The 15218-nt window shown below is 63.3% G+C and carries 14 protein-coding genes; 11 read left to right on the forward strand and 3 right to left on the reverse strand.

The window, feature by feature from the left end; genetic code table 11:
- Positions 1–289: 289 nt before the first annotated feature.
- From CXR25_RS03015 to CXR25_RS03025, 3 genes are all read left to right on the forward strand, one after another.
- Positions 290–1276, forward strand: coding sequence for an ABC transporter substrate-binding protein (locus CXR25_RS03015; RefSeq protein ID WP_125240405.1), 987 nt, complete (start codon positions 290–292; stop codon positions 1274–1276).
- A 115-nt stretch (positions 1277–1391) separates the two neighbouring features.
- Positions 1392–2432, forward strand: coding sequence for an ABC transporter permease (locus CXR25_RS03020; RefSeq protein ID WP_125240406.1), 1041 nt, complete (start codon positions 1392–1394; stop codon positions 2430–2432).
- A gap of 5 nt (positions 2433–2437) precedes the next feature.
- Entirely contained in the window at positions 2438–3229 is a 792-nt protein-coding gene (locus tag CXR25_RS03025; protein ID WP_009884358.1) for an ABC transporter ATP-binding protein, read from the forward strand.
- 12 nt (positions 3230–3241) lie between these two features.
- Here the strand turns inward: CXR25_RS03025 and CXR25_RS03030 are convergent, their stop codons facing one another.
- Positions 3242–4231, reverse strand: a complete 990-nt coding sequence (locus CXR25_RS03030; RefSeq protein ID WP_125240407.1) for an alpha/beta fold hydrolase — start codon at positions 4229–4231, stop codon at positions 3242–3244.
- A 53-nt stretch (positions 4232–4284) separates the two neighbouring features.
- Between CXR25_RS03030 and CXR25_RS03035 the strand changes: the two genes are divergently transcribed.
- From CXR25_RS03035 to CXR25_RS03055, 5 genes are all read left to right on the forward strand, one after another.
- Positions 4285–4890: a TetR/AcrR family transcriptional regulator gene (locus tag CXR25_RS03035; protein ID WP_009884360.1), complete on the forward strand. Its 606-nt coding sequence runs from the start codon at positions 4285–4287 to the stop codon at positions 4888–4890.
- A gap of 99 nt (positions 4891–4989) precedes the next feature.
- Positions 4990–5583: a TetR/AcrR family transcriptional regulator gene (locus CXR25_RS03040; RefSeq protein WP_009884361.1), complete on the forward strand. Its 594-nt coding sequence runs from the start codon at positions 4990–4992 to the stop codon at positions 5581–5583.
- Positions 5580–5936: a DMT family transporter gene (locus CXR25_RS03045; RefSeq protein ID WP_069599473.1), complete on the forward strand. Its 357-nt coding sequence runs from the start codon at positions 5580–5582 to the stop codon at positions 5934–5936. The genes CXR25_RS03040 and CXR25_RS03045 overlap by 4 nt, the downstream gene beginning before the upstream one ends.
- Complete coding sequence (locus tag CXR25_RS03050) at positions 5933–6247, forward strand: DMT family transporter (RefSeq protein WP_069599474.1); 315 nt, start codon at positions 5933–5935, stop codon at positions 6245–6247. The genes CXR25_RS03045 and CXR25_RS03050 overlap by 4 nt, the downstream gene beginning before the upstream one ends.
- 274 nt (positions 6248–6521) lie before the next feature.
- The gene (locus CXR25_RS03055; protein WP_114319943.1) at positions 6522–8657 is read left to right on the forward strand and encodes a BCCT family transporter; all 2136 of its coding nucleotides are present in this window, start codon (positions 6522–6524) and stop codon (positions 8655–8657) included.
- Here CXR25_RS03055 and CXR25_RS03060 read toward each other — a convergent pair.
- Positions 8616–9644, reverse strand: a complete 1029-nt coding sequence (locus tag CXR25_RS03060) for an SUMF1/EgtB/PvdO family nonheme iron enzyme (RefSeq protein ID WP_125240408.1) — start codon at positions 9642–9644, stop codon at positions 8616–8618. The genes CXR25_RS03055 and CXR25_RS03060 overlap by 42 nt on opposite strands.
- Positions 9645–9795: 151 nt before the next feature.
- Between CXR25_RS03060 and betC the strand changes: the two genes are divergently transcribed.
- Both betC and CXR25_RS03070 read left to right on the forward strand, forming a co-directional pair.
- On the forward strand, positions 9796–11325 hold the full coding sequence (gene betC / locus CXR25_RS03065) for a choline-sulfatase (RefSeq protein WP_125240409.1): 1530 nt from the start codon (positions 9796–9798) through the stop codon (positions 11323–11325).
- A 256-nt stretch (positions 11326–11581) separates the two neighbouring features.
- Entirely contained in the window at positions 11582–12982 is a 1401-nt protein-coding gene (locus CXR25_RS03070) for a TIGR01777 family oxidoreductase (RefSeq protein ID WP_009884367.1), read from the forward strand.
- A 48-nt stretch (positions 12983–13030) separates the two neighbouring features.
- Here the strand turns inward: CXR25_RS03070 and CXR25_RS03075 are convergent, their stop codons facing one another.
- Positions 13031–14260 (reverse strand): cobalamin-independent methionine synthase II family protein, encoded by a 1230-nt coding sequence (locus CXR25_RS03075; RefSeq protein WP_009884368.1) that lies wholly within the window; start codon positions 14258–14260, stop codon positions 13031–13033.
- A gap of 168 nt (positions 14261–14428) precedes the next feature.
- On the opposite strand from CXR25_RS03075, the gene CXR25_RS03080 reads away from it, so the two are divergent.
- Entirely contained in the window at positions 14429–15136 is a 708-nt protein-coding gene (locus CXR25_RS03080) for a hypothetical protein (protein ID WP_125177929.1), read from the forward strand.
- Positions 15137–15218: the final 82 nt, after the last annotated feature.

A 15218-nucleotide genomic window follows, 5' to 3' on the forward strand; every position in this document is an offset into this window, starting at 1 on the left:
GGGTGCCGGATGTGCGGCGCCAGGGGACGTTTGTCGCGACAGATAACAATACTGGGACGATTGTCTCCAAAACCTTGTTTTGGTCGGTCGTGTCAGCGGCGCCCAATAGAGTGGTTGTCATCACAGTCGCACCCCTGACCGACTGCGCAATCAGAATGATCTGAGCTGCGTCGGTGCGTGGGTCGTCTGCCGTTCCATGTGCGGCCCACCGATGGGTACGAGCGGGAACAAATGACAGGGTTCGTCCCGGTTCTGCGCAGGTGGACCGGTTTTTTCAAAGGGGAGAAGTATGCGTCTCAGGCATCTGGCCACAGCGATTGTGGCGGTGAGTTCGGTTATTGCGGTGTCAGCATGTTCGGGCGGAGACGGCTCCAGTGGTGGCGGGGAGGGCGGCGATTCCTACTCGATCGGCATCTCCCAGCTGGTTCAGCACCCGGCGCTCGACGCGGCCAGCGCAGGATTCAAGAAGTCCTTCGAAGATGCTGACGTCACCGTCGAATGGGACGAACAGAATGCTCAGGGCGAGCAGGCCAACGCGACCTCGATCGCGCAGACATTTGCCAACGAAGACCTCGACCTCGTCCTCGCAGTGGCCACCCCTGCAGCACAGGCAGCGGCACAGGCTATCACCAACGTTCCCGTGCTCTTCACCGCCGTCACCGACGCCCAAGAAGCAGGCCTCGTGAAGTCCGACGATGCACCGGGAGCCAACGTCACCGGCACCTCCGACCTCAACCCGGTCGCCGAACAGCTCCAACTGGTCAAGGATCTCAAGCCTGATGCCAAGAGTGTCGGCATCGTCTACAGCTCCGGCGAGGTCAACTCGGAGGTGCAGGTGGAGCTCGCGAAGAAGGCCGCGAAGGACATGGGCGTCGAGATCAAGGAAGCCACGATCGCCAACTCCAGTGAGCTGGCGCAGGCAGTGGACTCCCTCGGCAAGGTCGACGCCTACTATGTTCCGACCGACAACAACGTCGTCTCCGCCGTCACCACCATGGTCCAGGCAGCTGAGAAGAACAAGGCGCTCCTCGTCGGTTCTGAAGCAGGTCAGGTGGAACAGGGTGCGGCGATCACTCGCGGCATCGACTACACGAAGCTGGGCGAACAGACCGGCAAGATGGCACTGAAGATCCTCCAGGATGGTGAGAAGCCAGCCGACATGCCAGTGGAGACCAGCTCCGACCTCGAGCTCGTCGTCAACCCGAAGGCCGCCAAGGCCCAGGGTGTTGAGATCCCGAAGAAGATCATCGACGAAGCCGACAAGGTCATCGACTGATCGTCCCCCGTCGCCGGCCGCGTTCCGTGATCGGCCGAGTCTCGTGACCTCCCTGGTCCCGTGACCGGCCGGCGACACCTACCCACGCCTCACATCACCACCTGATCGGAAACACATGTTCGGAGCACTGGAACTCGGGCTCATCTACGGAGCGATGGCGCTCGGGGTCTACCTGACCTTCAAGGTTCTCAACTTCCCCGACCTCACCGTCGACGGAAGCTTCACCACGGGTGGTGCCACCGCAGCATCCTTGATCATCGCCGGGGTCAACCCCTTCCTGGCAACCTTGGCAGCCATCGGCGCAGGACTCATCGCCGGCTACATCACCGGACTCCTCCACACCAAGGGCGGAATCGACGGACTGCTCGCCGGAATTCTGACGATGATCGGTCTGTGGTCGATCAATCTGCGCATCATGGGCAAGGCGAACCTCCCGCTCCTGCGAGAGGACACCGTGTTCACCCCACTGCGGGAGAACATGCTGCTGGGCACCTGGGTCTCCATCGCCGTGCTGCTCGCCTTCACCCTCATCCTCAAGTTCGCCATCGACTGGTTCCTCACCACCGACCTGGGACTGGCGATCCAGGCCAACGGCAACAACCGACAGATGATCCGCAGCCTCGGCGTCAACACCGACAACACGACGATGCTCACGCTGGCGCTGTCCAACGGCTTCGTCGCACTCTGCGGCGCCCTCATCGCCCAATACCAAGGGTTCTCCGACATCAGCATGGGCATCGGCCTCATCCTCGTCGGACTCGCCTCGGTCATTCTGGGCCAGGCAGTCTTCGGCAGCCGCAACATCTTCATGGCCAGCCTCGGCGCCCTCATGGGTTCGGTCATCTACCGTCTCATCATCTTCCTGGCCCTGCGCGCCGGACTCGACACCAACGACATGAAGCTGACGACCGCGCTGCTCGTCGTGATTGCGCTCCTGCTGCCCAGATGGGGATTCCTCAAACGGATACCCTCGTTGAGATCCCGTGGCAATCGGGCCCCCGAGAAGGGTGTGGCCGCCGACGATCCTGCCAACGAAGCGGGCGCCCAGGTTCCTGCCGGCACGGTCGATGTCCCCGAAGGCACCACCGGCGTCACCGCGGGGACGTCTGCGAAGGCCGCAGGCACAGCTGCCGGCTCAGAATCGAAGGAGGACTGAGACACATGCTCAAGATCGACACCATCTCGAAGACCTTCTTCCCCGGCACCGTCAACGAACGCAAGGCCCTGCAGAACCTGTCCCTCGAGCTCGAAGAGTCCGACTTCGTCACCGTCATCGGCTCCAACGGCGCGGGAAAGTCGACCCTGCTCAACACGATCTCGGGCCGACTTCCCATCGACTCCGGATCGATCACGATCGACGGCGCCGAGGTATCCCGGATGCCCGAGTACAAGCGAGCCAAGTATCTGGGTCGAGTATTCCAGGATCCGATGGCCGGCACCGCTCCGGACCTCACGATCGAACAGAACCTGTCTCTGGCGCTCAAGCGCGGCAAGACACGGGGGCTGGGGCGAGGGACCACCTCGGCGAGGCGGGACCTGTTCGGCGATGAGCTGGCCACGTTGGAACTCGGCCTGGAGAACAGGTTGAAGACCAAGGTGGGTCTGCTCTCCGGCGGACAGCGCCAGGCGCTGAGTCTCCTCATGGCCGGGTTCACCCAGCCGCGCATCCTGCTGCTCGACGAGCACACCGCAGCACTCGACCCGCAGCGTGCGGCACTCGTGACGGATCTGACGCAGAAGATCGTGTCCAATGACGGGCTGACCACGCTCATGGTCACGCACAACATGGAACAGGCGATCGCGCTGGGCAACAGGCTCATCATGATGCACGAGGGCGAGATCATCTATCAGGCCTCGGCTGAAGAGAAGAAGTCGCTGACGGTGAAGACTCTGCTGGGTGAATTCTCCAAGCTCAAGGGCGCGACACTGGGGGACCGGGCACTGCTGAACTGACGGGGCCGCTAGTCAGAGGCGAGTGATGAAGTCCCCGATGTCGGCTGCGATCTCGTCGGGATATTCTCCGGTGAGGGCATGCGAGGCGTCGTCATAGACTTGGACTGCTTCGGTGCCCAAAGCTCGCCGTGCCGTTGCTGTGGCGGTTTCCGGGTCATGCATGACCGAGCGTCCCGCAATGATCGCGAGGACGGGCATCGATAGGTCGGTCAGCTCCGGTTCCGTGATCCGAGTCGGTTGGGGCTTCTTCATCGAGTAGTGGTGCATCCCGGCCTCGATCATGTCTGCCACCGGCACATCCTCGACCTCGATGCCTCCGGCCGTATACGAATTGAAGGCATCGCGTCCGGCCTTGGGAAACCACGGCACGGTGGCGGGGATCGCGCGCAGGATCGTCTCCACTGGTATGCCGTCGAAGGTCTGGACAGGATCGATGAGGGTCAGCGTCTTCACGTGCTGCGGGTGACGGATGGCGAGATTGGCCGCCGTCCAACCGCCCAACGAGAGCCCGATCAGGTTCACCGAGTCCTCTGGAAGCGCAGCGATCGCCTCGGCGAGCCATTCGGCTTCGTCCTCAGCATCGGAAATCGGAGATGCCTGGATGCTGCGGCCTGGTTCGCCGAGGAGATCGAGTGTGTAGACGTCGCCGAGCTTGAGCAGAGACGGCATGTTGTCCGCCCAGACCGGTGTCGACGAAGCGGTTCCCGGCAACAGCAGCATCGGTGAAGCGTCTCCGGTCCCGGCGAACCGGTAGACGCGGACAACGCCGAAGCTGGTGCGAACGTCCATCGTCTCCGCCGGCTCCGGCATACTTTCGAATGCCTGATCGTAGGCGGTGAAGAACTCGGCCTCCCCCTCGGCGTTGTTCCAATGGCCGACAGGCGATGGGGACCGGAGGAAGTATCCGCAGAGGGCCGCGATCGACAGGGCAGCGATCATCGGCACGAGCACCCGAGGACGCAGCAGCCACGGTCGGGTGCGTCGTTCATTGTCAGAGTCCATCAGATCCCCTCTAACGATCGGTCAGTACTTCTACCGTAAGGTAGAATCGCTGCATGACACAAGACTCTGCAGAGGCACGATCACGTGAACCGGCGTTGACCTTCACCCGGCGTGCCCGGCGCGTGCAGATCATCGACGTCACCATCGAGCTCCTCGCTGATCATGGGTATTCAGGTGTGTCGCTGTCACAGATCGCTGACCGCGCAGGAGTGACAAAGCCGACCGTCCTCTACCACTTCACCGACAAGTCCAATCTGGTCAGCAGTGTGTACCGGCATGTGCTCGACGCGGTAGTCGAATCGGTCGGTGGAGCGGTTGAGGCCGCCGAGGTGGAGGAGCGTCCCGCTGCATATGTGCGTTCCCTGGTGGCTCATTTCGTCAGGTATCCCAGCCACGCCCGCGTGAGCATCGAAGCACTGATCCACGGAGGGGAGCGGGCGGAGAGCTCGGCACGGTGGAAGCCGGTGGCAGACCTTCTGGCAGCGGCGCGAAAGTCGCGCGGAGCAACGGATGAAGTCGAGCTGCGCACCGCCGCGCTCATCATCGGCGGAGCCATCGACGCGGTAGTCGCCGAGGCTGTCGAAGACCCGAAGTTCGATGCTGTGGCTGCCAGCGAAGAGATCGTGGAGCTGATCGAGGCGCGCTACCTGGCCGGCTGAGCCTTGCCCGCTGAGCGTGGCCGCTCAGCACCGGGCGGTGACTGGTCTCACCCTGCCCACCCCTCGCGGACTTTACCAACCGGAAGGTAAAGTAAAGGCATGGTCAATGACACACGTGCGCGCATTCTGCAGGCTGCGAAGACGCTGGCTGAGAGCAATGACTCCATCCAAGGAGTCACCATCTCGCTCGAGTCCGTCGCTCAGGCCGCGGGCCTGACGAAGCCGGGACTGATGTATCACTTCCCGAACAAGGAAGCGCTCATGCTCGGCCTCGTCGATCACGCCGCACAGCAGTGGCATCAGCGACTGCACGACCATACCGGCAGCGAGCCCGTCGAGCTGTCTGCGTTCGACCGGCATCGCGCCTACGTTTCGGTCGCGACCACGGCCGAGGTGTCACGAGCCGACTACTGGATCTTCTCCGATGCGCTCTATCACCCCACGCTTGCCGCATCGTGGGATCGCTGCCTCAGCCCGTGGTTCGACATCTCAGGTCTCGGCGCAAGCGCTCGCGGCCTGCTGACGACGGCCCGATTCTGCGCCGACGGTGCCTGGATGTCAGAGGCCACCGGAGTGTTCCTGGCCGATGACCTCGCAGTCGTCCGGGGTCACGCGCTGGCACTCGTCGACAGCGCAGAGGCAGCACAGGAAGAGACAGAGCAGGAAAAGACAGCGCAGGAGATGGAAGCATGAAGAGGAAGTGGGTGCTGCTGACTGGTGCCGTCATCGCCGAAGTCGCGGGAACTCTGATGCTGCGAGCCACGATCGAGAATCCCCTCTGGATTCCCCTCGTCGTCATCTCCTACGCGCTGGCATTCACTCTCCTTGGGTTCACCCTTCGCCTGGGCCTGCCGATCGGCGTGGTCTACGGGACCTGGGCCGCCTTCGGTGTTGCTCTCGTCGCCGTTCTGGGAATGGTCGTCTTCGGTGACACTCTGAGCATCGGCGCCATGATCGGGATCGCGATCATCATCGTCGGCGTCGTCCTGATCGAAACCTCGACCAAGGACAAACCTCGTGAAACGGGCGAGGAGGTGACCGCATGAGCTGGTTCTGGCTGCTGCTGTCCGTCGTCTGCGAAGTCGGTGCCACCCTGAGTCTGCGCGCCAGCGTCGGAATGCACCGGAAGCGGTGGCTCATTCCCGTGGGCGCGGGCTATGCCCTGGCGTTCTTCTTCCTCAGCCTCACCCTCGCCGCGGGGATGCCTCTCGGCGTGGCCTACGGTCTGTGGTCGGCCATCGGCGTCGTCCTGGTCTGCCTGCTCGGGCGCGTGATCTGGAAAGATCCGCTGACCCGACGGATGATGTTGGGGATCGGCTGCATCGTCGTCGGAGTCATCCTCGTCGAGCTCGGCTGAACTTCCTCTTCTGCGCCGGGTAGTGCCAGGATTCCTTTGAGAAGCTCACAGGAAGCTGTTAGGGTCCGAAAGTATGGCACAGGCGGGTATTTTCAGGGCAGACCTCTGTGCCCGGACCCTTTCTGCCACGCGCACAGCACCCCATCCCACGGCTGGTTACGCCAATGATTCATGGGAAGGCGCAGCAATCGGGTGGTGCGGTTCAGAGCCTTAGGCCACGCTGGCAACTTCTGATCTTCCGTTTCCTCGACGATTGAGAAAGGGCCATCGTTCAATGTCCGATGACTCCACGCCAGACACATCCCAACCCGCCGGAACAGATTCCGATACTGGTGCCAACGCACCGACTCTCGGCTCGGACGGTTCCGGGTCGTTGCGTCCCGAACGCCGAGCCTCACGCGATAAGCTCAAGGCCGACGCCAGGCGAGTGAGCCGCGAGACCGGCAAGAACCTGGGCAAGCTCGACTACAGTCGCCCCCGGCATCCGAGCGAAGACGAGCCGGAGAACAACACACAGTACCCGCACAACACCCACCCGATCCTTGTGCCGGGCATCGCGATCGACGAGCAGCGTCGCCGCTACTCCCTCGACAAGGTCATCTTCGCCGTCGCTGGCACACTCACCGTGGCCTTCGTCATCTGGGGCATCACCAGCCCCTCAAGCGTCGCCTCGGTGGCTCAGACCGCCTATGACTGGGCAACGATGAACGTCGGCTGGTTCTTCAACGTCGTCGCGATCATCATCCTCGTCGCCCTCCTCATCCTCGCGTTCTCTTCCTATGGCAAGATCCCGCTGGGCAAGGACGATGAGAAGGCGGAATTCAGCACTTTCTCCTGGGTGGCGATGCTCTTCGCCGCAGGAATCGGCATCGGCGTGCTGTTCTTCGGCCCGTCCGAACCGCTGACGTACTTCATCAGCCCACCACCGCTGACGAATGACCCAGAATCGACAGAGGCCCTGCACGGGGCCATGGCTCAGACCTACTTCCACTGGGGCTTCCACGCTTGGGCGATGTATGCCCTGGTCGGCGGCGCGATCGCCTATGCCGCCTACCGGCGCGGACGTTCGCTGCTGCTGTCTTCGATCTTCCAGACCCTCTTCGGCAAACGCCAGTCCGAGGGCTTCGCCGGCAAGCTCGTCGACATCTTCGCGATCGTGGCAACCCTGTTCGGAACCGCTGCCGCCTTGGGTATTGCCGCGATGCAGATCGGCACGGGCGTGAGCATCGTCAGCGGGGCGGGACCGATGACGAACAACATGCTCGTCGTCATCATCTGCGTCCTCACTGTCGGCTTCATCATCTCCGCGGTCTCCGGTGTCTCGAAGGGCATCCGTTACCTGTCGAGCATCAACATCATCCTCACTGTCGGCATCGTCGCTCTCGTCCTCTTCCTGGGTCCGACGCTGTTCCTGCTCAACCTGCTGCCCTCGGCGCTCATGGAGTACCTGGGCTCACTCTTCGACATGATGGGCAAGTCCCTGTCGTGGGGTGCTGAGACACAGGAATTCCAGTCCGTGTGGACCGTCTACTACTGGGCCTGGTGGATCTCCTGGTCCCCATTCGTCGGAACGTTCATCGCCCGCATCTCACGGGGCCGCAGCATCCGCCAGTTCATCCTCGGCACGATCTTCATCCCTTCGACCCTGCTCTTCGTCGCCTACGGCATCATGGGCGGAACTTCGATCTGGATGTACCGGGAGGGTGCGGCCGGGTTCTCCGACAGCATGGCTGCCCCCGAGGTGTTCTTCACCCTCATCGACAACCTCCCCTTCGTCGAATGGCTGCCCTTCGTCGCAATCGTCGTCCTCGCAATCTTCTTCATCACCTCTGCGGACTCCGCGTCGGTTGTGATGGGTATGCTGACAAGCCGCGGCGACCAGGAACCCAAGAAATGGGTCGTGGTCTTCTGGGGTCTCGTGATGTCGGGCATCGCCGTCGTCATGCTCCTCCTCGGTAACGCCAGCGCCTTGGAAGGATTGCAGCAGCTCGTCATCGTCACAGCGGTGCCGTTCGCCATCATCATGCTCTTCATCATCGTCGCGTGGTTCAAGGAGCTGCGCACCGATCCGCTCGCACTGCGGCGCGAGTACGCACAGAATGCCGTCGACAACGCGGTGGTCGCCGGTGCCGATCGCTACGGCGACGACTTCGCACTCCAGGTTGTGCAGACCGATCCGGGTGATGGCGCCAACGGCGGCATCGACTCCGAACACGAGGACTACACCGGCTGGTACCAACGCACGAATGCCGACGGGGAACCAGTCGGCTATGACTACGAGACCGGCGAATGGGCCGACGGGTGGACGCCTGAGACGACCGACGCCGAGGCGGACGGGGACGACGAACCCGAAGCCACCTCGGCGAGGTCAGAGGTCGATGGCCAACCGGAATCCCGTGTGACCGAGTGATGTGTCCGGTGTCGCGGCCGAGCGTGCCGAGGTTCGATACCTCCGGCAGTACGAGTCATGGCACATGTACGATCCGCCGCGCAGCACCGGTCGCCGGTCGTGGTCGCTGAAATGACTGCTCGTCCATTCCCAGACGTTGCCGGTGGTGTTGTGCAGGCCGAAGCCGTTGGGCGCGAACGCGTCGGCGGGAACGGTGCCCACCGGCATCGTCGGTGCGTCGGGGAAGACACCGGTGAAGGTGTTCATTCTGGCCAGACCCTGGGGTTCGCGAACCGAACCCCAGGGGTAGGGCTGCTGTTCGAGACCGCCGCGGGAGGCGAACTCCCATTCGGTCTCAGTCGGCAGCCGGGCACCCACCCACTGCGCATACGCCTCGGCGTCGGCGTGGGAGACGTGGGTGACCGGATGCCTGGCCCAGTCGTTGAGACTCGCACCCTCGAGCGTCGATCCCGGAACACCGGGGACGCCGTTCAACCCGGGGCCAGAGGGCTGGAGCCAGGTGGCCCCTGTTACCGGACGCCACCAAGGGGTAGCCTGCACAGAGAGAGTGGTCTCGGCCAGACCTTCGGCCAGCAGGCCGGTGAAGACCAAGGAGTCACCATGAGTTTCGGCATCGGTGCGATGATCTGTCGCTGCGACGAACGCGGCGAATTGGGCTACCGTGACCGTCGTTGCCGCGATCGCGAAGCCGTCGACGCTGACCTCGCGGACCGGGCCTTCCCCGCCATCGGGATAGGCCAGCGGATCCTCGCTGCCCATGAGGAAGCTGCCGCCGGACAGGCCGATCATTGCCAGATCCTGCGGAGCCAGGGCCGCGAGCTCGGCCAGCAGCTGACTTTGGACAGCGGACGCAGCGGTCGATTCCCCGCCCGACATTCGCACCTCGGTGCGGGATTCTTCTCGCTCAACACCCACCTCGGCGGGCGAAGCCTCTTCTTGGCTCGCTCCGATGGGCGAGTTCCGTGCCGGGCCGCAGCATGAGCCCATCGACGCCACCTTCAATCCACATCTGAGAAACAGGTTCGTACGAACCTGATCCATCTTCACACCTGCGCAGGTCTTCACCGCAGTTGACTTCGCAGACCATGCTTTCACAGAGAGCAGACCTGACGTTTTTGAGAAAGGACGTGACCAGCATATGCAACCGCCGAACATCGTAGTGATCCAGGCCGACCAGATGGCCGCTCAGGCACTGGGAGCCTACGGAGACACCGCAGCACTCACCCCGAACATGGATGCCCTGGCAGCCGACGGAGCGGTCTTCGATCGCGCCTACTGCAACACCCCGCTGTGCTCACCCTCGCGGGCGTCGATGATGACGGGCCGGATGCCCTCCGACATCGACTGCCTCGACAACGGTGATGACTTCGCCGCCTCGGTGCCGACGTTCGCTCACCGTCTGCGCAAGCTCGGCTACCACACCGCGCTCATCGGGCGGATGCACTTCATCGGCCCCGATCAACACCACGGTTTCGAAGAGCGCCTGACCACCGACGTCTACCCGGCCGACCTCGACATGGTCCCCGACTGGCAGCGGCCATTGGATCAGAAGCTGCAGTGGTACCACGAGGCCGATCCGGTCTTCACCGCCGGTGCCGCGAAGGCCAACGTCCAGCAGGACTTCGACGACGAGGTGATCTTCCGGACCCTGCGTCACCTCAACGGACGGGTGCGGGCCAACCAGGCCGCCGGCGAGGACCAGCCGTTCCTCATGGTCACCTCGTTCATCCACCCGCACGACCCGTACGAGCCGCCGCGCGAGCACTGGGACAGGTTCGCCGAGGTGGACATCCCCGACCCAGCCCACCCCGAGGTTCCCGACATCGCCGAGGATCCGCACAGCCACCGGCTGCGCACGATGAGCGGACTGGACAAGAAGGAGCCGGGCACCGAGGACATCCGTCGGGCACGTCGGGCCTACTATGCGGCAGTGAGCTACATCGATGATCACATCGGCAAGATCCGTCAGCGCCTGCGTGAACTCGAGCTCGAGGACAACACGGTCATCATCGTCACCAGCGACCACGGAGACATGCTGGGGGAGAAGGGGCTGTGGTACAAAATGTCCCCCTACGAGCAGTCATCTCGTGTCCCGATCATCATCAACGGCCCCGCCGAGGCGGTCACGCCGGGTCGGTATGCCAACCCCGTGAGCCTCGTCGACCTGATGCCGACGTTGTTGGAGCTGGCAGGAACCTCGGACCCTGCTGCGACTGGCGTCTCCCTGTTCGAGTCCGCTCGGCAGGAGGCGGCGGGGGAGACCGGACCTGCTGACCGTGACGTCATCATCGAGTACTTCGCCGAAGGCACGTACCGGCCGCAGGTCACGCTCATCCGCGGACAGTACAAGCTCACGATCTGCCCGGGCGATCCCGAGCTGCTCTTCGACCTCGAATCCGATCCCGACGAGCTGGTCAATCGGGCCGGCGATGCCGCATATGCCGAACTCGTGGCCACGATGCGCGCAGAGCTCGACTCGCGCTATGACCTCGAGCATCTCGAAGAGCATGTGCTCGGCAGCCAGTCGAGTCGGCAGCTCGTCGCCGATGCGCTCAAGATCGGCACGGTCCGGCACTGGGACTACGATCCAGAACCCGAGAACGGCTACGTTCGCGGAGACTTCTGGACCGCTTTCAGGTTCGGAAAGATCCCCGACACCACCGCCTGAGGGCGCGGGCTGCGCTGGCTAGCCGCGAAGTCGTCGAGAGCCGACCGCATCATCGAAGGGTGAGTCCCTGCGGTCGGCTCTTGCCGTTCCGCTGGACGGTCGACGCTCCGGTCGGCTCTCGACGTTGCGGCGTGCGCTCAACGCGGCACAGCGTGACCCGGCGCCCACCTCGGCGAGGATAATTCACTCAGCATTGGGCGAGTTGCAGGTCACACTCTCAGGCTCGGGTGGCATCATCTGGAATAGGAGGGATGTCATGACCAATTTCGAGTGGACATCTGAAGTCCCACTTGCTGCCGAGACCACCTATCACTGGCACGCGCAGCCCGGAGCACTGACCCGACTGTCCCCGCATTGGGCGCAGGAGATCGTTCAGGAGAGCTACCCTCCTATCGCACCCGGCGCGATCGCGCAGGTCAAGACCAGCGTGCCCGGCAGCTACGGTCTCGTCCGGCGACCATTCAGCTCGGTGCATTCCGAAGGTCCTTCCCGTTTCTCGTTCGTCGATGAACTCAAGAAGGGCCCACTGAGTCAGTGGAAGCACACCCACGAATTCTCCTCGGTAGCCGGGGGAACGAAGATCGATGACCATATCGAGTTCTCTATGGCCCCGGCAGGCTTCGACGCGATCGACCGCAGCCTCATCCACAACTTGGAGGCGACCTTCGAAGCCAGGCAACGGCGCATGCTCATGGACATCGAGTTCCTCGAACGCATGCACGCACCCCTGATGACGCACAAGAAGGGCAAACGCATTCTCATCGCCGGCGGCAGCGGACTCGTCGGCCAACAAGTCGCGGCACTATTCTCCACAGCGGGCCATTTCGTGCGCCTGCTCGTACGTCGGACTCCGAAGGTCGAATACGAATCGCACTGGAATCCCGAACTGGGAATCATCAACCCGCGCGACCTGGCCTGGGCGGATGCGGTCGTCCACCTCGGCGGGCGCACCATCGCCACCCGGTTCACGAAGAAGGCGAAAGAGGAGATCCGCTCCTCACGCATCGATTCGACGACCCTGTTGGCAGAGACGATGCGCACCCTGCCCGAGGCGAAACGCCCCGAGGTCTTCGTCTGTGCTTCCGCGGTCGGAATCTATGGTTCCCACGCCGAGGTGCCGGTGGACGAGACCGCTCCGGCCGGGGAGGGATTCCTCGCCGAAGTCTGCCAGGAATGGGAAGCCGCCGCAGCGCGGGTTGAGGAGCTGGGCATCCGCCGGGTCTCGATCCGCTCGGGTATTGCACTGACTTCGCTGAGCGGATTCCTCAAACTTCAGACGCCTCTGTATTTGGCCGGTGCCGGAGGTCGTTTGGGCAGCGGTGAACAGGGCCTGGCCTGGGTTTCCCTCGACGATCTGGCCAGATCATACGTGCACGCGGTACTCACCGACTATGTGCGCGGACCCGTCAACGCGGTGGCCCCTGAGATGGTGACGCAACAGGAATTCGCCGAGTCGCTCGCCGCCCACCTGCATCGACCGGCACGCTTCCCGACACCCGGCTTCGTCACCGAGTTGGTACTCGGAGCCGATGGAGCCAAGGAACTGGCTCTGGCCGATCAGAAGGTGCGCCCGGAAAGGCTCGAGGAGACCGGATACCAGTTCGCCCACCCCACGCTGTCCGCCTGCTTCGAGGAAGAACTCGGCAGCGGAGCGTGAAGTGGGCGAAAGGTCTCGGGTGAGGCTTGCGAGCCTCGAGAGTTGAGCTCAGAGACGCTTTCCGGCGATCTCGGCACCAGCAGTCAGTGACTGCAGTTTTGCCACGGCGATCTCTGGGTGGACGCGTCCCCCCAGACCGCAGTCGGTCGAGGCCACGACGTTGTCGGGGCCGACGAGCTTCGCGAAGCGCTCGATGCGATCGGCGACGAGTTCGGGATGCTCGACGACATTCGTGGAGTGAGAGACGATGCCGGGGATGATGTACTTGCCCTCGGGCAGCTTCGTGTCCTCCCAGATTCGCCATTCATGCTCGTGGCGGACGTTGGCCGCTTCGAAGGTGATGCCCGCGGCATTGAGCGTGAGCACCTGGTCGACGATCTCTTTGAACGGCAGATCGGTCACGTGCGGTCCGTGCCAGGAACCCCAGCAGGTGTGGACGCGCACCTGGGCCGGATCGATGCCGCGCAGAGCATGGTTGAGTGCGTCGATACGGACCTGGATGAACGACCGGTAGTCGGCGAAGGACGGTTCCGGGTTGATCTGGTCGAAATTCTCGGCCAGGGAAGGATCGTCGATCTGGACGGTCAGACCCGCCTCGGTGATGGCGAGGTATTCCTCGCGCAGCACATCGGCCCACGCCCAGATGAACTCCTCATCAGTCTTGTAGAACTCGTTGGCGATGCGAGATGCCGAACCAGGTGACAAAGCGTTGATGTAGCCGTCGCGTTCGCCGTAGCCGGCGGCTGCGAGACCGGCCTTGAGGTTGGCGATGTCGCTGGCGACCTGATCATGACCCACGTAGCTGATGGCGCTGGTGGCCTTGGGGAACTGCGGCTGGTCACCGGTGTCGGTGCCGGCGTTGGCATCGCCGTAGACACCGGGGAAGAGGTTGCGGTCGCGGCGGTCGCCGAAGCTGGTCAGCACCGTCTTGCCCGGTTCTGAGCGGACTGCCGGGGCGTCCCACTTGTCGACGTCGTCGAGTTCGAGTCCACCGGTGCGGGCGAAGGAGTAGTGCCACCAGGCGCCGTAGTCGAATTCTGCGGCCATCGAGTGGCCGTACTCCCCGTCGTTGGGGATCGATATGCCCAGATCCTTCTGACGCTTGACGAGGTCGGTGACACTGGCGGTGAGGAGCTCGTCGAACTCCCGTGTCTGCTCGTCAGAGACTGCTTCCCCGGCGAGGCGGGCGTGGTTCTGAGCCTGCTTGACCTTGTTGGCCTCGATGAGTTCGGGGGTGCGGGGTAAGGAACCTGCGTGCGAGGTGCGGATCGTGGCCATAGGTGACTCCTCTGATTGTTCGGCGGCAGTTCAGCCGTAGCGTTCTCCCTCAGGCAATCACATAAGCGGTCCCGCATGCGAGGGAGCTGTCATGTTGGGTCACGTGCTTGCGGCTTTCACCTGCTGAAAAGAATGCGGTCCTCGCCCGTGCAGACCTACAGTGATGACATGAGTCAGCAGGCTTCCTCGGTAGAATACGAACGAGCAGTCGGTCCCGGGTGGACGGCGCGAATCCTGTTCTGGTCCGCCATAGTCGTCGGCTCATTGCCGGAATTCGTGTTGATGCCGATGATGATTGATGGAGTGCGCCCCGAATTCTTCACCCTGTATCCGACCGTGACCGTCGTGGTCGCGGTCCTCGAGCTCATCCTCGGCGTTGTCGCGCTGCTCATCGTGAAGGGCAGCCCGATTGCGATGCGGCTGTTCGGGATGGGACTGCTCATCTTCAGCAGCATCTACGCATTCGCCTTGCCGCACCTGCTGCCGATCATCGTGAATCGTGTTGTCGGCAGCCTCGGCGGCTTCGAACTGGCGCTGACCATCCAGAGCATCATCTGGACCTTCCACGGCGGCGTCGTGCTGGCCGGAATGCTCATCGCCTGGAACCTCGCTCGTAACAGAGCCTGGTGGACGCACCTCGTCGCCGCCGGCTATGCGCTGTGCACGGGAGTCGTCGTCGCCTTCGTCGAATGGGCGATGAACTGGCTCGGTTCCTCGTTCGCGACGTCAATGGTCTTCACGCAGCTGCTCGCACTCGCGGCGGTCTTCGGCGGACTTGGTCTGCTGCACCTGCTCGGCGGAGTGCCGGGTGGGGGCCACTGTGTCGCGGTCGATGACTCAACATCCAGACCAAAGCGGTCAGGACCCGACGCATGATCAACCGCCGAGGCGGTGACAGGCAGCAGCCGCCGCCTCCACAGGTGGACCCTCCACAGACAAGAAATCTCAGACGAGCTTG

The sequence above is a fragment of the Brevibacterium aurantiacum genome, assembly GCF_003932995.1.
GTDB lineage: Bacteria > Actinomycetota > Actinomycetes > Actinomycetales > Brevibacteriaceae > Brevibacterium > Brevibacterium aurantiacum.